Source organism: Xenorhabdus siamensis (genome assembly GCF_037996745.1).
GTDB lineage: Bacteria > Pseudomonadota > Gammaproteobacteria > Enterobacterales > Enterobacteriaceae > Xenorhabdus > Xenorhabdus indica.
This window is the reverse complement of sequence record NZ_JBBMXE010000006.1, coordinates 147,772-170,720: the sequence shown is the minus strand read 5'-3', so window position 1 is coordinate 170,720 and position 22,949 is coordinate 147,772. Positions and strand designations below refer to the sequence as shown.

Genomic DNA, 22,949 nt, shown 5'->3' with positions numbered 1-22,949 from the left:
TATTCAAGCCTTACCATCCAACGCTTCCTGCACATTAATACTGCCTTGCGCATTCAATTCGGTGCACAGGCGATAAAAGGTTTCTTTAAATACAGTCCCATTATCATCCAGTGGATTATGGCCTGTAATTTGGATCTGCAAACGAGCGGGCATATTTTCATCAACCGGATGGGTTTTTGATACCAGTTCAGCAATATTGAAATTCTGGGTTGTGAACAGATTAGTGAAACGTTCAACAATACCGGGAGAATCATCTACATCTACCCGGACTGAAACCATTGAAGGAAATTTTGTCTGAGCGCCGCTGCGAGTACGTTTCATCACAACAAGTAATTCAAGTTTAGCCGCGCTTTGGGGTAGAGTGGATTCAATCAAGGTAATCGAGTTCCAGCTACCAGATAGCAACATGATAAAGGTAAATTCTTCGCCAAACATTGCCAGACGGCTGTCCTCAATATTACAGCCGCATGTATTAACAAGGCGGGTAATAGTATTGACAATACCAGGGCGATCTGCGCCGAGAGCGGTGATCACTAAAAAATGTTGTTTTGATTTTGGCAAAGCGATTTTCCTTATCCAGGGTAGATGTCTGCTATACATGTCGTTATTAAACATAAAAAATGATCAGAAGAAGGTCAATGGCATTTATGGGAGAAAGAGCATGATTATAATCTCTGTTTAATCGTCTACACTTGGTATTAACAAAATTCATTGAAATCGTATGGTTAAAGAGTTTCCTTCCTTATGACAAGAAAGTACCATGATTTTCTTGTTTGCAGTGTAAGGTTCAGTTAAGAGGAAATGGTAATGGAGAGTGGTCACTTCGATTTTACGGGCAGTATGGTTGCAATAATCACACCGATGGATTCAACTGGTCAGGTTGACAAAGCCAGTTTGAAAAAATTGATTGATTATCATGTCGCCAGTGGTACATCATCAATTGTTTCTGTTGGGACAACCGGAGAGTGTGCCACACTTACCCATGATGAGCATGTAGATGTTGTACTGACAACACTTGAATTAGCTGATGGCCGTATTCCGATTATTGCCGGAACAGGCGCAAATGCGACTGCGGAAGCAATTTCGCTGACCCGATGCTTTGAAAATACGGGAGTTGTTGGTTGCCTGTCTGTGACACCTTATTATAATAAACCATCACAGGAAGGTTTATATCAGCACTATAAAGCGATAGCTGAGAATACCGACTTACCACAAATTCTGTATAATGTACCATCTCGTACTGGATGTGATTTGCTGCCATCGACTGTTGCACGCTTGGCGAAATTGAAAAATATTGTCGCAATTAAGGAAGCAACAGGGAACTTAAGTCGTGTCAGTCAGATCCGAGAATTGGTTAATGATGAAAATTTCATTCTGCTAAGTGGTGATGATATAAGTTTTCTCGATTTCATGCATCTTGGTGGAAAAGGGGTTATTTCTGTAACAACGAATGTGGCCGCCGCAGAAATGGCACAAATTTGTGAGTTGGCTCGTCGCGGTGAATTTGCGAAAGCGCGTAGCCTGAACAGCCGACTGATGGAATTGCATCATAAATTATTTGTTGAACCTAGCCCGGCGCCAGCTAAATGGGCCTGTCATAAACTGGGGTTAATTGCCGATGATACATTGCGTCTGCCAATGATTTCATTGACGCAAGAAGGGCAAATTTCAGTTGAGAATGCCTTGAAAGTGGCTGAATTATTGTAAAATTTAGGGAATTTTAATGGCAACATTATTGCAAAAATCGAAGGTCATGAAGGTTGCTGGCCTGTCATTGGTCGTTTTGCTGGCAGCCTGCTCCAGCGATCAGCGCTATAAACGTCAGGTAAGTGGGGATGAGTCTTATCTTGAAACTCCTCCTCTGAAGATATTAAATATTCCCGCTGGGATGAACTTACCACTACAAAATAGTGAATATGATATTCCTCCAGTGGCTTCACAAGGAGCTACTGGAAAAGCTGTTGATATACGTCCACCATTGCAGGCGTTGGCGTTATTGACAGGATCGCGTGTTGAAAATAGTGCACAAAGCAGTAAGCTGTTGCTTGAAAATACGCCTGAATACAGCAAATTGTGGTCACAAGTGAATAGTTTCTTAGCTAAGAAAGGTTATCAGGTCAGTCAACGAAATGATGCCACTAAGACGTTGACAACTGACTGGATTTTGTGGCCACGGTCAGATGAAAATGTTCCTTATAAGGGACGTTACCATATTTCGGTTGCTCAGCAGGGTTATCAAATAACCTTGACTGTTTCAAATGCAGGTTTGGAACATAACGGCAAGGTTGTCAACAATCCATTGGAAATCCAGTATTACAACGTATTAATGCTTAACGAACTGGTTAGTGGTTTGAGTGAACAACAAGAATTGTTGGCTCAGAAGGGCACTCCATATACTGGTGCTTTGGTGGTACAGAGCGGTAGTGATAACACAGGGTTGCCACGAATTATTGTCCGTGCACCATACAATACGGTCTGGAACAGGCTGCCATATGCATTGGAAAGCATCGGTATGCAAGTTACCGATCGCACCCGTTCGACTGGCGCGATAGCGCTAACGTATAAGGAATTATCTTCTTCAGGTTGGGAAGCATTAGGTGTTGAGGCACCGACTATCAGTACAGGAAACTACAAATTACAGGTAGGTGATCTGGATAACCGAAGCAGTTTGCAATTTATTAGCGAGAAAGGTAAGCCACTGACTCAATCCGAAAATGATCAAATGGTCGCGGTGCTGCAAGCAGCATTTAGTAAGACCACAAACAAATAACATATAAAGGGGCTTAAGCCCCTTTATATATTTGAGTGAAATGTTTTAGGTTAGATGTTTTGTTTAATTTTCCGTTTAAAGATGTCGCATCTCTGGAGTGTAATATGCAGAAAAAAGCTGAGTTGTATCGTGGAAAGGCAAAAACAGTATACGCTACTGATAATCCTGATCTGCTTGTGCTGGAATTCCGTAATGATACATCAGCATTGGATGGTGAACGCATTGAACAGTTTGATCGTAAAGGAATGGTGAATAATAAATTCAACTATTTCATTATGCGTAAATTGGAAGAAGCAGGTATTCCGACCCAGATGGAACAGTTGTTATCAGAGAATGAATCTCTGGTCAAAAAACTGAATATGGTGCCTGTTGAATGTGTTATTCGTAATCGTGCGGCAGGTTCACTGGTGAAACGTCTCGGTGTGGAAGAGGGGATGGTTCTGAATCCACCTTTGTTTGATTTGTTCCTGAAAGATGATGCCAGACATGATCCGATGGTTAATGAATCGTATTGCGAAACATTCGGCTGGGTCAGCAAGGAACACTTAGCTGAGATGAAGCGTCTGAGTTACAAGGCCAATGAAGTTTTAAGTCAATTATTTGATGATGCCGGTTTAATATTGGTGGACTTTAAGCTGGAATTTGGTCTGTACAAAGGGAAAATCGTATTGGGTGATGAGTTTTCACCAGATGGTAGTCGTTTATGGGATAAGCAATCGATGGATAAAATGGATAAAGATCGTTTTCGCCAAAGTCTTGGTGGCTTAGTTGAAGCGTATGAAGAGGTAGCTCACCGTATAGGCATTATTTTAGACTGATAACGCAAACGATTACTTAAATGGATGTAGCTAATTGGCAATATCTATATCCAATAAATTTCAAGTTGCAGCTAATAAAGCTGCAACTTGAAAAATAAAGTGTATGAAAGCAATTATGTATTAGTTGCCACGGGTTACAGCAGGTATTTTGTTTTTTGTTGCCAGCCTTTTTGCTGCATACAAAAGTGGTAAACCTGATTCCTGGGGCGTGTGTTGACATCAATGATATAACTTTGGGTCATAGGAACACTTTGTTCATAAAAACAATCTTTACCACAGGAATTTTTGACTGTTTGAAGGTGGGAGGTTTGAGCCACTTCGTTTTTCACTGGAAATTGTTGCATAGCGCTTATATTACACTCTGCATTTGCTTCGTGAAAAGGTGTGGGATTACTCCTTGCGGGTACCCATTGAGTGGTACAACCTGTTAATAGCATACTTATAGTGATTAAAAGCGCTGATTTTTTCATATTTCCTGTAAGAACGCATCCTGTTTGCGAGGTATTCCCCACAACCTTTCCGCATTCACCTTAATAAAATCATTAATATCTATCATAGAGGTAACTTGAAAGATTAAGGATATCTTAGCAACTATTTTATTATGAAAATATAGTTATTCGTTGGTATATTTCTACCGAACATCAATAGGTTTGCTGACATGCCAGACAATTAGGCTATTATTCTGCTCTGTGTCATATAATTAATACATTGGTTACTGTCAAAAGCATGATCTTCTATTTTTGTAGAAAACAGGTTTATAGAAAACAGGGAATTTATGAGTCAGATTGATCCCACTTTACTTATCTTATTAGTACTGGCTGGGCTTGGTATTATTAGCCATAACATGACGGTAACATTGGCCATGTTGTTTTTGCTGGTCGTCCGCATTACCCCACTGAATCAATTTTTCCCTTGGGTCGAAAAGTATGGTTTAACACTGGGTATTTTGATTCTCACAGTAGGAGTCATGGCTCCTATCGCCAGTGGGAAAATTTCTGTACAAGAAATTTTCAGCTCATTCCTAAATTGGAAATCGTTGCTCGCTATTGTCGTCGGTGTTCTTGTGTCGTGGCTAGGTAGCCGGGGTGTATCCCTGATGTCAAATCAACCTGCTACAGTCGCGGGATTATTGGTTGGTACGGTGTTAGGTGTAGCATTGTTTAAAGGCGTTCCGGTCGGCCCATTGATTGCGGCAGGCATATTGTCCATTGTAATTGGCAAATCATGACAGAACTGGATTTGAAATGGAGAGCGTTGCAAGAACAAATGCAACGACAAGGACAGCGCCGTTTGCTGGTATTAAGCGGTGAGAGTCAGTGGAGTGAACAGATCGTCACTTATTTGAAAGGGGTGTTTCAGGGAGATTGGATCACAATGACTTCCAACGCTTATGATGTTATCAACACTTCCGATACGATTAAAACTCATGGTGTTGTTGAACCCACAAATGCTGTTGAACCGACAAAATCGGTTGGTTTATTGGGAAGAGAATTTTTACATGGGGTTTTTGATGCAACCCGTGGCTTTAATGCTGAAGCGCTAGCGATACTGGCGGGGACACTGAAAGCAGGAAGCTGGCTGGTGATGCGCGTCCCTGTCTGGAAACAATGGGCTAATTTGCCAGATGAAGATAGCTCCCGCTGGAATGAGTCTGCTGGTGTGATCCCCACACCACGCTTTATTCAGCATATTCAATGGCAACTCCTTACTTCTCCGAATTGTTTATTATGGCGGCAAGAAACGTCTTTTCAGCCGGAGTTATTGCCTCAAACTCAGCCGTGGAACATGCCAGATGGTAATCCGACAATCAGTCAGCAGTTGATCCTTGAACAGTTGTTACAAGTTTCACAAGGTGTTTGGGTGATCACTGCACCGCGTGGGCGAGGAAAGTCTGCGCTTGCCGGAATGTTGGTGCGTCAGTGGCAAGGAAAATGTTGGTTATGTGCACCAGCAAAAGTAACGACAGAAGTTATTCGTTGTTATTCCGGCGATTTTGATCATTCTGATACTGGTTCTAGTGAACGGGAAACACAATTCTGGTCGGCCGATAACTTACTGAAATTTCTTCGATTGAAAGAATGTCAGAGCACAGGCAACAAGATCATAGACAACAAGGTAATAGACAACAATAGTGCAGAACAGAAGATAGCGGCAGACTGGCTTTTAATTGATGAGGCGGCTGCAATTCCAATTCCACAGTTAGCGGAACTTATTCGGCATTTCCCACGTGTACTATTAACTACGACTGTACAGGGTTATGAAGGCACCGGACGAGGATTTTTATTGAAATTCTGTTCTGCTTTACCCGATTGTCATATCAGAGAGCTGAAAACACCGATGCGCTGGGCCGAAAATGATCCATTAGAAACATGGCTGGATAGCGCATTGTTATTTGATAGCGGTATTGATGATAGCCGATTGTTTTCTCAACAAGTGACTCATTTTGATATTGAAAAAAACTTATCCTTCAATTTCATTGAACAAGCAACGTGGTTACAACAACCTTGGTTATTGCGCCAGTTCTATGGGTTATTAACAAGTGCCCATTATCGAACTTCTCCTCTTGATTTGCGTCGTTTGTTGGATGGCAATGGAATGACATTTCTGGCTGCTATGTCTTCTTGTGTTATGCATGATAACCCACATCTGATTGGTGCACTGTGGATGGTGAATGAAGGAGGGTTGTCACCGGCACTGGCACATGAAATATGGGCTGGCCGCCGCCGTCCAAGGGGAAATCTGGTGGCTCAATCGCTGGCAGCGCACAGTGGTTTTCCTCAGGCTGCTACAATGCGATCACAAAGAGTCAGTCGTATTGCTGTACAAGCACAATATCGTCGTCTTGGCATCGCGCAGTGTTTGATTACTCAACAATGTCAGTCAGCACACGAGCAAAACCTGGACTTCTTGTCGGTCAGTTTTGGTTACACTGCTGAACTTTGGGCACTTTGGCAAAAATGCGGTTTTCGACTAGTGCGGATGGGAACACACCTTGAAGCGAGCAGCGGTTGCTATACCGCGATGGCTATTTTGCCGTTGAGTGAACAAGGGATACGGCTTGCTCAGTCTGCACAGCAACAATTATCCCGTGATGCGAATTGGTTGGAGCCATTGATTGGGTTTGTTTTGCCTATTGTTCATCAAGATGATAATCAACTTAATGAGAATGATTGGCAAGAGCTGGCGGGTTTTGCATTTGCACATCGCCCTTTATCCGCTTCTTATTTTGCTTTGCAACGTTTATTGTTAGCAAATGATTTGGCTCTGCCTGCATTGAGAAAACACCTCCAACAGAAGATCGAGATTGAGCAATGTGTGAGTAATTTGTCTCTGAATGGACGTAAAGCGTTGTTAAAATGCTGGCGAGAAGAGACAGCAAGTGCATTGGCAAGTATTGATGAAACACTTGCCAGGCAATGGAAAGGTCGAGTTATTTCTTGTGATTTGTCTTCTTGCCAGCCGCCTGGGGCCAGTCATTCTCATCATCCCATGCAGCGTTAAGATCCCGGTGAGGAGGGAGTTCAGGTTTGTTATCCAAAAAACGCTTTGTATTGATACGGCTCAGTTCTTTTATCGCATTGATAATAATGCCTGCGAGTAACAACAGAACTACCCACCAATAATCCATTAGCCAGTGCATAACAGGTTCCTCTAAATATTATGATTGTCCTTAAATCTCTTCTATTTTTTTGATGTATTTTTCAAAAACATAGGAGAGGTTTGCAATCAACCAATTAACGCCGGCAATGTCACGATCCTGCCAGACGTCTAATAAAACGTGTTCATTGAATAAACTTTCGGCTTCGTGAGACAGCGGCCAGTAACTAATATGCCATGGTTCATAAGACACACCTCGCACCGTGGCATGGGTAAATGGCCGATAGAAATCATAACGTGACATATTTTCAGTTAACCAATCAGATAGTGGTTCAAAATAACCACCATCTTCATATTCCCACGGTTCCAATAATAACTGTTTGCCTTGTGGCAGCAGAAAAGGATCATAAATATCCAGCTCAGTTCCCCAATGATGACGGCTGGCCCCTGGTAAGGCAGACCAACGGAGAATAGCTTCACAAATTTCTCCTTCGGTCATTTGAGTAATATCAAGAAGCTGGCTGTTGACATCTAATACTGGTCGTTGACCCCGAAATTTTTCATTCCAGATAGTTTGTTGGCGTATGAAATCACGAAAAGAGCTGGCGGGCTGTAACTTAAAGCCTGCCCTGGCAGCGTCTCGTTGCATGGCAAGGAATGCTTTGGTGGCATCAAATTGTAAACGATGATTACCAGATAGTGTCACCAAGTGATCTGTTGATACACCAGTCAGCATTTCAGGCGTCATCATTTGATTAATTGCTCCATAATACGTTGATAGATCAGGCTTAATTCCTGTAAATCAGACACGCTGACACATTCATTTGTTTTGTGAATAGTTGCATTAAGAGGCCCCAATTCCACAACCTGCCCGCCCATTTTGGCAATAAAGCGCCCGTCAGATGTGCCGCCGCTTGTCGATAATTCTGGCTGATATCCGCAATAATGTTTGATGGCTTCAACCGTAACATCAACAAGTTTCCCTTTACAGGTCAGGAAAGGCTGACCGGATAACCACCATTCGATTTCATGTGTTAGCTCATATTTTTTCAGCATATCTTCGACCTGCTGGCGGATCTCGGTGTCTGTCAATTCGGTACTGAAACGGAAATTAAACTGAACCTGCAATTTACCCGGTATGACATTATTGCTTCCCGTACCTGCCAGAATATTCACGATTTGCATACTGGTGGCAGGGAAGAATTCATTACCGTCGTCCCATTGAGTATTAACTAACTCCTGTAGGAAGGGGAGTGAGTGGTGAATAGGATTATCAGCGAATTGAGGATATGCAACATGCCCTTGAATGCCGTGAAGGGTTACATTGGCGGTCAGGGAGCCACGGCGTCCATTTTTGATCATATCACCGAGACGTTTCTGGCTGGAAGGCTCGCCTACCAGGCAATAATCCAGTCGTTCATGGCGTGACATTAATGTTTCAACAACTTTGACAGTGCCATTTACTGCATTAGCTTCTTCATCTGAAGTCATCAAAAAAGCAAGGCGGCCCTGATGATTAGGGTTATCAGCAACAAAGCGTTCTGCCGCAACTACCATCGCAGCCAAGGAGCCTTTCATATCTGCTGCACCACGACCATACAACATACCGTTACGGATAATTGGCTCGAATGGTGGGCTTTGCCATTCAGAGGTATCACCCGCGGGGACAACGTCAGTATGCCCTGCGAGAGCAAAGGTTACCCCGCTTCCACGATAGGCCCAGAAGTTCAGAGTATCACCGAAAGGCATCCTTTCTATTGTAAAACCTACATTTTGCAGACGTTGGATCAAAAGTTCCTGACAGCCCTGATCATCGGGGCTGACGGAAGGCCGCTTAATTAATTCCTGAGTCAGTTCAATCACTGGACAAGTCATTATGTAATCCCTTATTTAGCCGTAAGAGAACAATCATGAGAAAAAAACTGTTGGTATTGTTCAGCCTTGAAACCCAGTAAGTAGCTTTCTGTTGCTGATGCTATTGCTTCCGATGCTGATGGTTTTGAGGTTACTGGTTTTGAAACTATTACTGGTTTTGAAACTAACAGTGGGCGTTTAATGATAGCGGGCTGTTCCAGCATCAGTGCCTTAGCTGTTTCAGCGTTGTTGATAGTGGATTTCTGCTCATTAGTCAATTTGCGCCAGGTTGTGCCGCGGGTATTCAGTAAAGCTTCCCAACCCACTTGTTCAATGAATATTTGCAGTAGTTCTGGAGATAAGCCATCAACACGGTAGTCATGAAATTGATATGGGATCTCTTGATCTTCTAACCAACGACGTGCTTTCTTCACAGTATCGCAATTTTTGATACCGTACAGAGTGAATGTTTTTTGAGGAGTGGTATCTGACATTATGAGATCCTTAGTTTTGTTTACATATCCGGCATAGACTTGTCATTTGCCAGGTTGCCGCTTTGTTGGTCACATCTTGAAGTCCTTTGGGTATAATGCGGCAAATTTGCCATTTTATCCAGATAACACGAACCTTTCATATACTCTGGCTGAACCAAACTCTGTATTTTGCCTGGTTGTCTGTCAAATAATGTTCTGGCTGCTTATACTCATTCAACAACATACGGTAATTTAAGAACCATCAGGCATAATTTCCATATATATATTTCATAAATAAATTAATTACAAAATATTAGTTTCGAATAAATACAATAATTGTATTTATTATAATATAATTGACTATGAATTATATTGAATTAATTATAATTAACTTTTATCTGTTTTAATTCACAATTTCCCTGATTTTTATCAACAGGGAAATTGTGTCTCTCTATTATAGAGATTGACTATCAAGTGTTATATTAAATCTGCTTTTCTATGTTTCAGATAGATGATGGTAGCTTCGAGACGGGAGCGGGATTTAAGTTTTTTCAATAAGTTACGGGTATGAACTTTCACAGTTTCTTCTGAGATAAAAAGAAAATCAGCAATTTCTTTATTCGTCATCCCTTCTGAGATTTCTTTTAAAACGTCTAATTCACGTTTAGTTAATTTTGATAAAGGATCAACATAAAGATGACGAGTAGATAAATATTGGTAAACTTTTTCACTGTATACTGCTTGCCCGTCTACAGCTTTTTTTATGTTAACCAGCAGGGGGGTTAGTTCAATATCTTTTAATAAATAACCATTCGCACCTGCATCAACAGCATCATAAACGTCGCTTCGGTTAGCTGAATCAGAAAGTACCAGAACGTAGGAATCAAGCCCTTTGCGGCGGAGCGACTTAATCGTATCAATCCCGGAAAAGCCGTTGATTTCCAACCCCATTAAAATAATATCTGGTTTTATTTGGCAAGCGATATTAATGGCATCTTCGCCGTTATCTGTCTCAGCAGTCACAATGAGTTCGCGCTCTGATTCAACCAACCCTTTTAAACCATGACGAATGATAGGATGATTATCGACTATCATGACTGTATGATTATGCATGTTCCTTCTCCCATAATAGAAATGCAGATCTTATGTTTTGATAAAACATAAAAAAACAGAATTCTGCTTTATGTTAAATAGCTGTGTGATTTTTATGGAGTATATTGAATCATCTATAATAGAGATTCTGAAAATATATCCTGATATAAAAAAAGAAATATCGCAAACAGGTTTATCCATTTAGGTGAAATAAAATTCACAGGCGTAAGAAAATGAGTTTCCCTAATTGCTAATAATTTTCTAAATCAAATGACTACGATTATTTTATAGATTATGTTTTGTTTTTGTAAACTCATTTTAAGTTGTTTCTTAGATGTCTCTCTTAATTAATTTAGTGGGTTATTAATGAATGGAAAATGGGAATACCTCTCTATGAGTATAATTGAGGTATTTCTATATACTATTGGCGAATATGAAACCATTAATAGGTCATTTTATGATCATTTTTTCCAGTGGCTATTAACAAAAATATTGTTAGTATCATGATCTAACCTTCCTTAACTATTATACTGAGCAGATTTTTATTTAGACATGACTCACAAAGGATCAGACGATGGACGAAAAATTAAAACAAAGTGCCCTTGATTTTCATGAATTCCCGCAACCGGGGAAAATCACTGTTACTCCGACTAAGCCGCTGACTACACAGCGTGATTTAGCCTTAGCATATTCGCCCGGTGTCGCAGCTCCTTGTCTTGAAATAGCCGAAAATCCATTGGCGGCTTATAAATATACTGCACGTGGTAATCTGGTGGCTGTTATCTCCAATGGTAGTGCCGTATTGGGGCTGGGTAATATCGGGGCATTGGCGGGTAAACCTGTCATGGAAGGGAAGGGGGTGCTATTCAAAAAATTCTCTGGCATTGATGTTTTTGACATTGAAATTGATGAGTCCAATCCTGATAAATTAATCGATATCATTGCGGCATTGGAGCCGACTTTTGGTGGTATCAACCTTGAAGACATCAAAGCGCCAGAATGTTTCTACATTGAACAGAAACTTCGTGAGCGGATGAAAATTCCTGTATTCCATGATGATCAGCATGGTACGGCAATTATTTGTACTGCGGCAGTACTTAACGGATTGCGTGTTGTTAATAAAGACATCAGTAAAGTGCGTATGGTAGTGTCTGGTGCGGGTGCGGCATCCATTGCTTGTATGAATCTGCTGGTGGCTTTGGGCTTAAAACGTGAAAATATTGTTGTTTGTGACTCGAAAGGTGTTATCTATCGTGGTCGCGAAGAAAACATGGAAAAAACCAAAGCTGATTATGCTATTGAAGATAACGGTAGCCGCACACTCGCTGATGTAATTCCTGATGCTGATATTTTCCTCGGATGTTCCGGACCGGGTGTTCTGACACCAGAGATGGTCAAAACCATGGCGAAAGATCCGCTCATTATGGCTTTGGCAAATCCGGAACCTGAGATTTTGCCACCACTGGCAAAAGCTGTGCGTCCTGATGCGATTATTTGCACTGGCCGTTCTGATTATCCTAATCAAGTTAACAATGTGCTCTGCTTCCCATTCATCTTCCGTGGCGCACTGGATGTTGGGGCAACCACCATTAATGAAGAGATGAAACTGGCCTGTGTGCATGCAATTGCAGATCTGGCATTGGCTGAACAGAGTCAGGAAGTTGCTTCTGCATATGGCGATCAGGATCTGTTCTTTGGCCCTGAATACATCATACCAAAGCCATTTGATCCACGACTGATTGTAAAAATTGCGCCTGCTGTAGCGAAAGCGGCGATGGACTCTGGTGTTGCAACACGTCCTATTACTGATTTTGGCGCTTATATTGAAAAACTGAGTGAGTTTGTCTACAAAACCAACTTATTTATGAAGCCGATTTTCGCTCAGGCGAAAAAAGAGAAGAAACGCATTGTATTGGCGGAAGGGGAAGATATTCGGGTGCTGCATGCAACTCAGGAACTCGTATCTCTCGGATTGGCATTCCCTGTCCTGATTGGTCGCCCAAGTGTGATTGAGATGCGTATCAAAAAGCAAGGGCTTCATATTGAAGCTGGTAAAGATTTTGAAGTGGTCAACAACGAAAATGACCCGCGCTTCAAAGAATACTGGCAGGAATATTACCAACTGATGAAACGCCGGGGTGTTTCTCAGGAACAGGCTCGTCGTGCAGTTATTGGTAATCCGACATTGATCGGAGCCATCATGGTACATCGTGGTGAAGCGGATGGCCTAATTTGTGGTACGGTTGGCAGCTATGGTGAACACTATCAAGTTATAAAAGATGTCCTTGGTTTCCGTCAAGGAGCGTGTACAGCTGGTGCAATGAATGCCTTATTGTTGCCAATGGGGAATACCTTTATTGCTGACACTTATGTCAATGAAGATCCGACACCAGAGGAATTGGCTGAGATCACACTGATGGCGGCTGAAACTGTACGTCGCTTCGGTATTGAACCAAAGGTTGCTTTATTATCGCGTTCAAGTTTTGGTTCTTCTGATTGTGCTTCTGCACAAAAAATGCGTAAGACGCTGGAACTGGTACAGCAAATGGCTCCGTCACTGGAAATTGATGGTGAAATGCATGGTGATGCGGCCTTGGTAGAAAGTATTCGTCGTGACATCATGCCTGACAGTCCATTAAAAGGCTCTGCTAATCTATTGATTATGCCGAATATGGAAGCGGCACGTATTAGTTATAACTTATTACGTGTTACCGGCTCAGATGGTGTAACGGTTGGCCCGGTATTGATGGGGGTTTCAAAGCCAGTACATGTACTGACCCCGATCGCTTCTGTTCGTCGCATTGTTAACATGGTGGCATTGGCCGTGGTTGAAGCACAAACGGACCCTCTATAACTCATTCGTATTGATTCCTGGTTGAAGTAATAAACAGGATGAATAAGTAAGCCGCTCTGCCGGGCTTTCGCCTGGCGGGGTATTTTGTTTGTAAATAATTCTCATTATCTATAATATGCAGGAAAATTTTTAATGTGATAATGAATATCAATGAAAAAATCTATTTATATAAAAACAACTTTTTTGGTATGTGCTTTCCTGCTTGGTGGTTGTGCAACATCATTGACTACCACTCAAAATAACTCTCAAGAAGTAAAACAATCTCTTCCCAGTGAGTTAACCCAATCAGGTGTTTTGCTTGATATGAACGCAGGCAAATCTATCAATTCTGATGAATTGCTCGAACAATTGGCAACCTATCCCAGAATCATTGTGGGTGAAAAACACGATAATCCTTATCACCACCAAATCGAGTTATGGCTGGTTCAACAACTTGAGCAAAAACGCCCTCATGGCTCTGTACTACTGGAAATGATAAACCCAGACCAGCAAGAGAAAGTGAACAAAGTGAAAAGCTGGTTGCAGGGAAATCCAATAGTCAGAGATGAGCGCATTAAGAATCTATTAGCGTGGCAGCAAGGCTGGCCTTGGGAGTTATATGGAAAACTGGTTGTGGAGCTGATGAAAGCCCCTTACCCATTGTTAGCGGCAAACTTGGATCGTAGTGAAGTCGATCAGGCATACAAAAATTACAGGGCTGGAGATAGAACTTCACTAATCTCTGATGATGTCAAAAAACGTATCGATGAAACTATCAAAAATTCCCATGGTGGAAATATAGATGAATTATACCTCTCTGCTATGAGCAAAATTCAGCAATTACGTGATCAGCGAATGGCAGAACAATTGATTAAAGCGCCATCACCAGCGTTGTTATTTGCGGGAGGGTATCACGCTGTAAAAACGATGGGAGTACCTCAGCATGTGAAAAAAATAGCGCCCAATGAACGGGTTGTTGTGCTTGTTATCGCTGAACAAGGGGTTTCTTTGAACAACGAATATGCTGATTTTGTCTGGTTTACCCCTAAAGTGACCAGCAACGTAACTAATTAGTTGTAACTATCACAAGGATGTGGTGAACTTAATAAATAAAAATAGTTTTCATTTATATATTCAATTGATTATCATTATCTGCATTTATTTTTGACATAATGTGCCATAAAAAATGTTGACGTATACAACGTATCAAACCACTCACGTTGGTCACGTGACAAAATCTTTTCTCGCTGCTATCACACTTCATGCCTTATTGGTTGGATGGTTGATTTATAAACCACAGGATCTTGATCTTGAGGAATTTTTGCCTCCACCTGCGGTTATGATGGAAGTCTCGCTACAGACAGAAGCAATACATAAGGTCGAAAAACAGCCAATCGGTATTGAACAATTATTATCTGTTGCCAGCCATCAGCAGGAAAGCAAGGTTGATGAAATCAGTATGCCCAAATTGGCGGTGAATGAAGAAGCACAGATTTTAGTTCATAAGCCAAAGAAAAAACAAAAAGAGCAGGATGCACCTAAAAAAGCCCAACCTGTTAAGCGAGTGAAGGCAAAAGAGCAGGAAAGTGAAAAATCCCAGAGTAGTTCAGCGCCAACAACCAGTAGCGCTACAGCGGATAATGTGACTTCCCGAACAGCCGCCTCTTATGAAAGTAACTCGAATGCAGTTGCTGATGCAAAAGCAGTCTGGCAGGCTGAGGTTAGTGGCTATTTAAACCGTTACAAAAGATATCCGGCGGATGCCCAGAGAAGAAAACGGACAGGGCGTCCAATGGTGAAATTTACAGTTAATCAATTTGGTGCAGTGATTGACAATGAATTAGTAAGACGTTCCGGGACGAACTCACTTGACAGAGAAGCAAAGCTTGTATTGGAAAGAGCACAGCCTTTACCAGCTCCACCTGATGTCATTTTAACCAATGGCAGTGTTACAGTTGAACTGCCAATTGATTTCACTTTATCTCACTAACAATAAAAAATAGGACGAATGGCATGTCACAGTATAAAACGGTGTTTTCACCAAAAAACCAAAAAGCCGTGCTAACAAAAAGGATCATACTTAGTTTTTTGTTGGGGGGAAGTTTATTAAGTAATAGTGTTACGACCATCGCGATGGAGGAAAACATGGTGCCGCCTATGGCAAAAAAACAGCCACATGCAATAACTATTCATGGTGATACTCGTATTGATAATTATTACTGGTTACGTGACGATAACCGTCAGGATAAAGAAGTCATTGATTATTTGACGGCTGAAAATAAGCATACCGCAGAGGTGCTGGAATCTGGGCAAGAGTTGCGGAAAACACTGTATAACGAAATGACTGGCAGAATGAGTAAAGAAGACCAGTCAGTTCCTTATACTTACAATGGTTATATTTATCGTACCGTTTATCAGGCAGGAAAAGATTTTCCAATCTATCAGCGTAAGCCAGTTGATAATTCAACTGACTGGCAGGTAATGGTTGATGGTAACGAACGAGCAAAAGGCCATAAGTTTTATCAAATCGGTGGATTTACGATTACTCGTGACAATAAGCGTATTGCTGTAGCAGAAGATACTCAAGGCCGTCGTAACTACCAAATTTCTTTCAAAAATTTTGCTGATAATGAATGGCAGAATAATGTCATAGAAAATACTTCAGGCAATATTTTGTGGGCTAATGAGGGTAATACTTTGTTTTATGTACGCAGAGATCCACAAACCCTGCTGCCTTACCAGCTATTTCGCCATCAATATGGTACAGACACGAAGCAGGATAAAAAAATCTATCAAGAAGATGATGATCGCTTCCGTTTGTCAATTTCGAAAAGTACTTCTCTTGATTATATTCTGATTTCGGTTACCAGTTATTCAACGTCAGAATATCGACTGATTGATGCTAATAACCCACAATTAGAACCACAGATTTTCTCTGTTCGTCAGGCTGGACGTGAATATTATGTTGATCATTTTCGTGGCCAATTTTATATCCGCTCCAACTATGAAAATCCATTATTTGGTTTATACCGGACAGAAGCTCTCGATAAGCCATGGGAAACGGTGATTGCGCCACAGGAAAATACTGATTTAGAAGATTTTGAACTGTTCAACAATTGGTTAGTGGTGCAGGAGCGTACAAAGGGATTAACTTCAATCCGTCAGATTGACTGGAAAACGCAGCAGGAAAAACGGGTTAAGTTTGACGATCCAGCCTATATGGCATCACTAAGTTATAACCCGGAGCCAAATACTGATTTACTGCGTTATAGCTATTCATCTCTGACAACTCCAAGTTCTGTATTCCAATGGAATATGCAAACGGGCGAACGTGAATTGCTGAAACAGCAAGAAGTTAAAGGATTCAATAAAGAGAACTATGAAAGCCAGCGTATCTGGATAAAAGCCAGAGATGGTGTGGAAGTCCCTGTTTCTCTGGTTTACCGTAAGTCTCTGTTTGAAAAAGGCCAGAACCCAATTCTGATTTATGGATATGGTGCTTATGGCATCAGCATGGACCCGTATTTTAGCTCTCCAATGTTGAGTCTTTTGGATCGTGGTTTTGTTTATGCTTTGGTGCACATACGTGGTGGTGGCGATTTAGGCCGGAACTGGTATCTGCAAGGTAAGCTCGAAAATAAGATGAACAGTTTCCACGATTTTATTGATGCGACTAAGACATTAATTGCTGATGGATATGGTGACAGTAAGCGTGTTTATGCGGAAGGTGGCAGTGCAGGCGGCTTACTGATGGGGACGGTGATTAATCAGGCACCGGAGTTATACCGTGGTGTGATTGCTAAAGTTCCTTTTGTTGATGTTGTGACTACCATGCTTGATCCATCTATTCCTTTAACAACAGGTGAATATGACGAGTGGGGAAATCCGAATAATAAGGAAGTTTATTTCCGTATTAAATCTTATAGCCCTTACGATAATATTAAACACCAGCGTTATCCTCATTTATTAGTGACGACGGGTTTACATGACTCTCAGGTACAATATTGGGAGCCTGCAAAGTGGGTTGCTAAATTAAGGGAAATGAAAAAAGGGAATAGCCTGTTGTTATTGGAAACCAACATGGATACCGGTCATGGTGGAAATCCGGGGCGTTTTAACCGATTAAATGATATCGCTCTTGATTATAGTTTTCTGCTTATGTTGGATGATGCTAAAACATATTTTCCAACCTTAAAAGATTAATAAAAAATATATATTAATAATTATGGATGCTGATAATTCTTTATCAGTGTCCAGATTTTTTATCGCCAAATTTGCGAAGCAATGTGAGCCTTAATGAATATTTTTTGATTTAGGATGATATTAATGAAAATCATGGCAAAAATAGCTGGAGCCAGCGCAGTATTTATTGGGCTTCAGGGATTGGCTTATGCTGAAAATACAAATGACAATAAAAATCAAAAAGTCATGCGATTTAGCACACTGAAAGTTTCAGGTTCTCAGGATAATAAGAATTCGCCGCAAATTGAAGCAATGGAAAAACCCGGTGCTTATAGTTCTGTAGGGGAAGATAATAAACTTGAATCTATGGATAGCGTATTGCGGAGTTTGCCGGGGACTTACACTCAGATGGATGCAAGTCAGGGAACAGTCGCTGTCAATATCCGTGGATTAAGTGGTTTTGGCCGTGTCAATATGATGGTAGACGGTGTTAGCCAGAGTTTTTATGGTATAGCTCCGAATTCATTTGGGCACGGGGGAATGCCTTATAATCAGTTTGGTACTTTGATTGACCCTAATTTTAACCTGAATTCTGTGTTCCAGGAGCAAAGTTTTGGTGAAAGCCTAAAACGACTCCGGGGAGGAACAGGCCATGGACAAGTTAGTTGAAATTTTCTGCGATGTCGACGACTTTTGTCGTCTTTTCATCCCCCAGTGGGCGCAGTTTTGTCTCGATAACGGATACCGCCTGCGCCGCAGACAAGGCCGCATGTATCCCAGTGAAATCATGACAATTTTAATCCTCTTTCAGCGGTCGCATTACCGTGATTTTAAAAACTTTTATTTGGAGCATATCTGGCAATACCATCACCGCGACTTCCCCTCCTTGCTCAGTTATACCCGTTTTATCAGCGTTGCCCCGTCCGTTTTGGTCCCCTTATCCAGTTATCTGACTCAATTAAAAGGAAAACCGACAGGCATTGCTTTTATCGACTCCACGAGTTTGCGCGTTTGTCATAACATCCGTATTCCTCGTCATAAGGTCTTTCAGGGCATAGCGCAACGCGGAAAAACCTCAATGGGATGGTTCTATGGGTTCAAATTACACCTGATTATTAACCATCTGGGCGAAATTTTAGCGCTTAAAGTGACCCCGGGTAATGTGGATGATAGGGAGCCTGTACGCGAATTATCAAAAGATCTCACGGGTTCTCTTTACGGCGACAAAGGATATCTGAGTCAGGAATTGGCGGATGATTTAGCTAAAACGGATATCACCTTTATCACGAAAAAGCGCCGCAACATGAAAGCGCTTGCACTGGCTGAGTGGGATAAGGTTATGCTTAAAAAGCGTTTTATCATTGAAACGATTAATGGACAATTAAAAAACGGCTCTCAATTAGAACATTCTCGTCACCGAAGTATAACCGGTTTTTTGTTAACCATTTTAACGGGATTGATTGCTTACTGCCTTAAAGAGAAAAAGCCATCACTGAAAATTTTCTACTCAGAAGAAGATATTTCAGTAATAGCTTAAGCGGAATTGGGGTTAATTTTATTATCCGGACAGATATTGATCGTGGGCAGGCTAACGATGGTGATTCAGTCAATGCGTTGGTGGGAAGTGCTAACTTTCGTACCATTGGGATTGATGATGTTATTTTCGGGGGCAACAAACTGGGTATACGGGCTAAATCAACTTATGGTACTAATGGCATAGGTAAAAACGGCATGATTGCCATTGCAGGAAAAACGCAGGCATTCAGCTCAGAAGGTTCCATTGGTGCTATGCTTGCTGTTAGTGGTCACAGTATTGATGCTCACTACAAAAATGGCATGGGTATCAGCAGCGAAGAATTTGGTACGGATAAGGCATTTAAACAGAGACCAAATTCACAATTGATGAAAATAAATATTAAGCTAAATGATTTTCATGATTTGGAGTTGTCTGGACGTTTTTATCATAATAAGTTTACTAAACGTCATGTCGATAGCTATGATTATTATTTGAAATATCACTACACACCATTTAGTGAATTAATTGATACTAAGATTTTACTTAGTTCAGGAAAGAATGAACAGTCCTTTGTTAATCCTATGAGTGGATTAGGTAAAGGTGAATCACATAATAAATCTGATGCTATTGATATTAAAAATACCAGCCGGTTTAATTATGGTGATACAGACTTTGCGTTTACTCTTGGTAGTAAATTGATGCACAGTGAGTACAAAAGAAAAACAGGTATCGGACTTAGTGGAGAATATAAATCCTCAGAGGAACGCAATCCATTTTCACCAAGCGGGAAGCAAGATATTAAAAGTATTTACAGTCGGTTAAAAATTGAACATGGTATTTATACCGCTAATTTGGGATTAAGCTATTTAGACTCCAGCATAAAGGGAAAAAAACCAGCTTGTGATAAGAGAGTAAACTGTTTCCCACAGGGAGAAGCACAATTAGATATTAAATCACGTGGATTTAATCCAAGTATTCTATTATCAGCAGAAATTACACCTGCATTCCAGCCATTCATAACTTATACTCATGCAATGCGGGCACCAAATACACAGGAAGTTTTCTATTCCAATGAAGGCGGAATTTCTATGAATCCATTCCTGAAAGGAGAAACGGCAGATACTTATCAGATTGGGTTTAATAGTTATCGTCCGAATTTATTTATAGAAGGGGATTCATTCCGTTTAAAAGCAACGATGTTTCATACCAAAATCAAAAATTATATCTTCAGTGAATCTTATCTGGTTTGTGCAGAAGGTAGAATTTGTAAAAATGATGGAACATTGACAGATGAAGAGTGGGGAGGGGTTGATCCTAACTTTAATATATATATTTATGGTAATAGTCTGACACCGGTAACTATGCGTGGCTATGAGCTTTCGGCGAATTATGATGCTGGAATATTCTATAGCTTATTAGCATATAGCCAGCAGAAAACACAACAGCCAGCCTCACTTTCGGCAAGTATTATGGGAACAAGTTACGCATCTCAGTTACCGAAGCGTTATATGACATTAGATACTGGCGTTCGTTTACTGGAAGAAAAAATTCGTGTTGGTGCGATAGTGAAATATACAGGTCAGTCTTATCACCAAGATTCTAATGTAGATGGAAATGCGGAAATCAGTAATAAAATGGTAAAAGATCATAAGATACCGACCATTATTGATTTATATACGGATTATCAAATCAATAAGAATATTTCTGTTAAATTTTCTGTACAGAACATGGCTAACAAAAATTATGCTGATGCACTGAATCGCATGAATTCTTCACCAAATATAGCGGAAGGGGAAGTTGTAGCTCAAACAGCCCGCGGCAGAACTTATGTTATGAGTGCAGAAGTTCGCTTCTGATAACTGTTAATAGAAATAATAGTGGTGCGTATGCACCACTTTTTCACATATCTTTTTTATATATTATTGTATCAAATATCTTTCGTTTTCTTATTATTACCACAAATTTTAAAATTGTTTATTTTTTAGATGTTCGCCATACTATATATAGTATGCATTCTTATTTATAAGTTTTATTTCTAATTAAAATAATATCATAAGGATTATAATGAATGATGAAAATGGGTATTTAAAACTTAGTGATAATGGGAGATATTACACTTTCAACTCTCCGCTTTCCGGGAATGAGTTTTTTTCAACTGAACCACAAAAAAATAAAGATAAAATAACAAAATCATCTCCTATCATCGACGATGAAACAGGTCTTTGTATTGGCTATCTCTATAGTAGAGGTGGCGGGGTATATGATGTTTATGATGTCAATGGAGAGTATATAGGTCTACATGAATTACCACTGGAAACACCATTAATAGATCCCTTTGATTTAATTTTCTTTGGTGGTTTTATAATAAAAAAACTCGCTTCAGGAGGGCGTTTTTTTCAAGCTTTAACCAGCAGAGGTGCATATGTAAACTTATCCATAAGGTTAGGTGAACATTTAATTAATATACTGAAAGGTCGCTTAAAGATAGGTTTATCAGCAAAAAAAATCAAATTTGCCTTAGTGCCCGCAAAACATATGCGTGAACCCGGAAGGTATGTTCCTGTACATATTCTTGAAAAGGCTATACGCTATGGTAAACGTATGCCTGATTCTATAGGGAAATCATCAGTAAAACTTCAAAGGTATGAGATAAAGATGTATAAAAATAGATATAATAGCAAATCCCATAAATATGAGAATAAAGAGTATAATCTCGAAGTTGTTGTAGATGAGAAAAATTGGACGATAGTTCATTTTCTGTATAAGTAGTTTGAGGTGATTTATGTTAGTAATAAAAAATGAAGATATAATGCTGGAAATATTTTTGTTAGATAAAGCTTCTGCATGTGAAGATAAATATGAATATTATCAGTCTACGATAAATTTATATGTTGAATTTAAATCCAAGGGGATAAGTTTTGCGACTGAATGGAATATATTTACTGGAGAATTGAATGATTTTATTAATAAAATTATCGAATCAGAAAAAAATCAGGAAAATTATTCTCTAACTTTTTGTCCTATGGAAGGAATGATTAAACTTAAATTATCCAAAGCTAATGATGCAATTGGGAGTTATACATTAGGTTTTGAATTTTCAAGTGATATTCGCTCAGAAATTGTGTTGTCTGGAACAACCAGAATTGATCAAAGTTATATTCCATTGATTATTCAGGGGTTGAGATCATTGCTGCAAGATTAGCAGCGATAATGCTGCTAATCTGAATATCATAAGATCCTGTCACTCCAGATACTGTAACCAGAAGTATTTGCAGCATGGTTTTTCCACATAATGTCTTTATAAATTATGGATATTATTTCTTGCGGTTGTCGATCATTATGAGTAATAGAGTGAGGATAATCAGTAGAGACTTCAACAAGTGATGCATCTCTTAAATGGATAGTGTAGTATTTTTCTTGATTACCATCCATTGATGTTCTATAAAAGTCAAAGATCCCCTCCAGTTTTTCATTATCTGAAATTGCCATTCCTAACAACGGAGAAGACTTATCAATAAGCTTTATAAATTCCAGAGGATGATGCATAACATTTTGATTTCTAATTATGCTATGCCTAATTGATAAAACGAATATCTCGTCTTCATGGCGTTGCTGATATTGATTTCCTATAGAAGCATAAGTTGAACAGCCTTGAGAAATAAGTCCTTGTTTCTTCCCTGTTAATGTTAAATAAATTAAATTGGCCATACAGTGTATATCCTGAGTTATTGTTCATAATCTCTATGGTTTTTCATCATAATATGTTGAGTTTCTTTATACACCACGCCAAACTTATAAAGTTTATTGGAACTTA

22 protein-coding genes are annotated in these 22,949 nt (G+C 40.1%); 14 read left to right on the top strand and 8 right to left on the bottom strand.

Annotation, left to right across the window (positions count from 1 at the left end):
• Positions 1-3: 3 nt before the first annotated feature.
• A complete protein-coding gene (locus AAC852_RS06865; RefSeq protein WP_340620381.1) occupies positions 4-561 on the bottom strand; it encodes a glycine cleavage system transcriptional repressor in 558 nt (185 codons plus the stop codon).
• A 246-nt stretch (positions 562-807) separates the two neighbouring features.
• Here AAC852_RS06865 and dapA point away from each other — a divergent pair, with 246 nt between their 5' ends.
• From dapA to purC, 3 genes are all read left to right on the top strand, one after another.
• Entirely contained in the window at positions 808-1,707 is a 900-nt protein-coding gene (gene dapA, locus AAC852_RS06860) for a 4-hydroxy-tetrahydrodipicolinate synthase (RefSeq protein ID WP_340620380.1), read from the top strand.
• Between the two features lie 16 nt (positions 1,708-1,723).
• Complete coding sequence (bamC, locus tag AAC852_RS06855; protein WP_340620379.1) at positions 1,724-2,770, top strand: outer membrane protein assembly factor BamC; 1,047 nt, start codon at positions 1,724-1,726, stop codon at positions 2,768-2,770.
• 104 nt (positions 2,771-2,874) lie between these two features.
• Positions 2,875-3,588, top strand: a complete 714-nt coding sequence (purC, locus tag AAC852_RS06850; protein ID WP_340620378.1) for a phosphoribosylaminoimidazolesuccinocarboxamide synthase — start codon at positions 2,875-2,877, stop codon at positions 3,586-3,588.
• Positions 3,589-3,722: 134 nt separating this feature from the next.
• On the opposite strand, the gene AAC852_RS06845 is transcribed toward purC, so the two are convergent.
• Complete coding sequence (locus tag AAC852_RS06845) at positions 3,723-4,100, bottom strand: hypothetical protein (RefSeq protein WP_340620377.1); 378 nt, start codon at positions 4,098-4,100, stop codon at positions 3,723-3,725.
• A gap of 263 nt (positions 4,101-4,363) precedes the next feature.
• On the opposite strand from AAC852_RS06845, the gene AAC852_RS06840 reads away from it, so the two are divergent.
• Both AAC852_RS06840 and AAC852_RS06835 read left to right on the top strand, forming a co-directional pair.
• Positions 4,364-4,816: a DUF441 domain-containing protein gene (locus AAC852_RS06840; RefSeq protein ID WP_340620376.1), complete on the top strand. Its 453-nt coding sequence runs from the start codon at positions 4,364-4,366 to the stop codon at positions 4,814-4,816.
• Positions 4,813-7,089, top strand: coding sequence for a tRNA(Met) cytidine acetyltransferase TmcA (locus tag AAC852_RS06835; protein ID WP_340620375.1), 2,277 nt, complete (start codon positions 4,813-4,815; stop codon positions 7,087-7,089). Before AAC852_RS06840 ends, AAC852_RS06835 begins: the two co-directional genes overlap by 4 nt.
• On the opposite strand, the gene AAC852_RS06830 is transcribed toward AAC852_RS06835, so the two are convergent.
• The 5 genes from AAC852_RS06830 to AAC852_RS06810 form a co-directional block, all read right to left on the bottom strand.
• The gene (locus AAC852_RS06830) at positions 7,019-7,228 is read right to left on the bottom strand and encodes a YpfN family protein (protein WP_340620374.1); all 210 of its coding nucleotides are present in this window, start codon (positions 7,226-7,228) and stop codon (positions 7,019-7,021) included. The genes AAC852_RS06835 and AAC852_RS06830 overlap by 71 nt on opposite strands.
• A 30-nt stretch (positions 7,229-7,258) precedes the next feature.
• Entirely contained in the window at positions 7,259-7,936 is a 678-nt protein-coding gene (locus tag AAC852_RS06825; protein ID WP_340620373.1) for a M15 family metallopeptidase, read from the bottom strand.
• The gene (gene dapE, locus AAC852_RS06820) at positions 7,933-9,060 is read right to left on the bottom strand and encodes a succinyl-diaminopimelate desuccinylase (protein WP_340620372.1); all 1,128 of its coding nucleotides are present in this window, start codon (positions 9,058-9,060) and stop codon (positions 7,933-7,935) included. Before dapE ends, AAC852_RS06825 begins: the two co-directional genes overlap by 4 nt.
• An 11-nt stretch (positions 9,061-9,071) precedes the next feature.
• Positions 9,072-9,533 (bottom strand): ArsC family reductase, encoded by a 462-nt coding sequence (locus AAC852_RS06815; protein WP_340620371.1) that lies wholly within the window; start codon positions 9,531-9,533, stop codon positions 9,072-9,074.
• Positions 9,534-9,989: 456 nt separating this feature from the next.
• A complete protein-coding gene (locus tag AAC852_RS06810; RefSeq protein ID WP_340620370.1) occupies positions 9,990-10,625 on the bottom strand; it encodes a response regulator in 636 nt (211 codons plus the stop codon).
• 553 nt (positions 10,626-11,178) lie between these two features.
• Between AAC852_RS06810 and maeB the strand changes: the two genes are divergently transcribed.
• From maeB to AAC852_RS06765, 9 genes are all read left to right on the top strand, one after another.
• Positions 11,179-13,458 (top strand): NADP-dependent oxaloacetate-decarboxylating malate dehydrogenase, encoded by a 2,280-nt coding sequence (maeB, locus tag AAC852_RS06805; protein ID WP_340620369.1) that lies wholly within the window; start codon positions 11,179-11,181, stop codon positions 13,456-13,458.
• 150 nt (positions 13,459-13,608) lie between these two features.
• On the top strand, positions 13,609-14,511 hold the full coding sequence (locus tag AAC852_RS06800) for a ChaN family lipoprotein (protein WP_340620368.1): 903 nt from the start codon (positions 13,609-13,611) through the stop codon (positions 14,509-14,511).
• Between the two features lie 154 nt (positions 14,512-14,665).
• The gene (locus AAC852_RS06795; protein ID WP_340620367.1) at positions 14,666-15,427 is read left to right on the top strand and encodes an energy transducer TonB family protein; all 762 of its coding nucleotides are present in this window, start codon (positions 14,666-14,668) and stop codon (positions 15,425-15,427) included.
• A gap of 23 nt (positions 15,428-15,450) precedes the next feature.
• Positions 15,451-17,640 carry a S9 family peptidase gene (locus tag AAC852_RS06790; RefSeq protein WP_422824262.1) on the top strand — a complete coding sequence of 730 codons (2,190 nt, stop codon included), beginning with the start codon at positions 15,451-15,453 and terminating at the stop codon, positions 17,638-17,640.
• A gap of 123 nt (positions 17,641-17,763) precedes the next feature.
• Complete coding sequence (locus tag AAC852_RS06785; RefSeq protein WP_422824261.1) at positions 17,764-18,288, top strand: Plug domain-containing protein; 525 nt, start codon at positions 17,764-17,766, stop codon at positions 18,286-18,288.
• On the top strand, positions 18,272-19,156 hold the full coding sequence (locus AAC852_RS06780) for an IS982 family transposase (protein ID WP_340619422.1): 885 nt from the start codon (positions 18,272-18,274) through the stop codon (positions 19,154-19,156). Before AAC852_RS06785 ends, AAC852_RS06780 begins: the two co-directional genes overlap by 17 nt.
• An 80-nt stretch (positions 19,157-19,236) precedes the next feature.
• Entirely contained in the window at positions 19,237-20,991 is a 1,755-nt protein-coding gene (locus AAC852_RS06775) for a TonB-dependent receptor domain-containing protein (RefSeq protein ID WP_340620391.1), read from the top strand.
• A gap of 208 nt (positions 20,992-21,199) precedes the next feature.
• Complete coding sequence (locus AAC852_RS06770) at positions 21,200-21,904, top strand: hypothetical protein (protein ID WP_047684244.1); 705 nt, start codon at positions 21,200-21,202, stop codon at positions 21,902-21,904.
• A 13-nt stretch (positions 21,905-21,917) separates the two neighbouring features.
• Positions 21,918-22,337, top strand: a complete 420-nt coding sequence (locus tag AAC852_RS06765) for a WapI family immunity protein (protein ID WP_340620366.1) — start codon at positions 21,918-21,920, stop codon at positions 22,335-22,337.
• A 26-nt stretch (positions 22,338-22,363) separates the two neighbouring features.
• Here AAC852_RS06765 and AAC852_RS06760 read toward each other — a convergent pair whose 3' ends face one another.
• Complete coding sequence (locus AAC852_RS06760) at positions 22,364-22,843, bottom strand: Hcp family type VI secretion system effector (RefSeq protein ID WP_047684239.1); 480 nt, start codon at positions 22,841-22,843, stop codon at positions 22,364-22,366.
• Positions 22,844-22,949: the final 106 nt, after the last annotated feature.

Bases quoted from the DNA above. Each gene is read 5' to 3' on its own strand.
- AAC852_RS06825 (WP_340620373.1), bottom strand. From the start codon at position 7,936: ATGATGACGCCTGAAATGCTGACTGGTGTATCAACAGATCACTTGGTG.
- AAC852_RS06815 (WP_340620371.1), bottom strand. From the start codon at position 9,533: ATGTCAGATACCACTCCTCAAAAAACATTCACTCTGTACGGTATCAAA.
- dapA (WP_340620380.1), top strand. From the start codon at position 808: ATGGAGAGTGGTCACTTCGATTTTACGGGCAGTATGGTTGCAATAATC.
- AAC852_RS06835 (WP_340620375.1), top strand. From the start codon at position 4,813: ATGACAGAACTGGATTTGAAATGGAGAGCGTTGCAAGAACAAATGCAA.
- maeB (WP_340620369.1), top strand. From the start codon at position 11,179: ATGGACGAAAAATTAAAACAAAGTGCCCTTGATTTTCATGAATTCCCG.
- AAC852_RS06830 (WP_340620374.1), bottom strand. From the start codon at position 7,228: ATGCACTGGCTAATGGATTATTGGTGGGTAGTTCTGTTGTTACTCGCA.
- dapE (WP_340620372.1), bottom strand. From the start codon at position 9,060: ATGACTTGTCCAGTGATTGAACTGACTCAGGAATTAATTAAGCGGCCT.
- AAC852_RS06790 (WP_422824262.1), top strand. From the start codon at position 15,451: ATGTCACAGTATAAAACGGTGTTTTCACCAAAAAACCAAAAAGCCGTG.
- AAC852_RS06765 (WP_340620366.1), top strand. From the start codon at position 21,918: ATGTTAGTAATAAAAAATGAAGATATAATGCTGGAAATATTTTTGTTA.
- AAC852_RS06785 (WP_422824261.1), top strand. From the start codon at position 17,764: ATGAAAATCATGGCAAAAATAGCTGGAGCCAGCGCAGTATTTATTGGG.
- AAC852_RS06800 (WP_340620368.1), top strand. From the start codon at position 13,609: ATGAAAAAATCTATTTATATAAAAACAACTTTTTTGGTATGTGCTTTC.
- purC (WP_340620378.1), top strand. From the start codon at position 2,875: ATGCAGAAAAAAGCTGAGTTGTATCGTGGAAAGGCAAAAACAGTATAC.
- AAC852_RS06840 (WP_340620376.1), top strand. From the start codon at position 4,364: ATGAGTCAGATTGATCCCACTTTACTTATCTTATTAGTACTGGCTGGG.
- bamC (WP_340620379.1), top strand. From the start codon at position 1,724: ATGGCAACATTATTGCAAAAATCGAAGGTCATGAAGGTTGCTGGCCTG.
- AAC852_RS06810 (WP_340620370.1), bottom strand. From the start codon at position 10,625: ATGCATAATCATACAGTCATGATAGTCGATAATCATCCTATCATTCGT.
- AAC852_RS06760 (WP_047684239.1), bottom strand. From the start codon at position 22,843: ATGGCCAATTTAATTTATTTAACATTAACAGGGAAGAAACAAGGACTT.
- AAC852_RS06780 (WP_340619422.1), top strand. From the start codon at position 18,272: ATGGACAAGTTAGTTGAAATTTTCTGCGATGTCGACGACTTTTGTCGT.
- AAC852_RS06770 (WP_047684244.1), top strand. From the start codon at position 21,200: ATGAATGATGAAAATGGGTATTTAAAACTTAGTGATAATGGGAGATAT.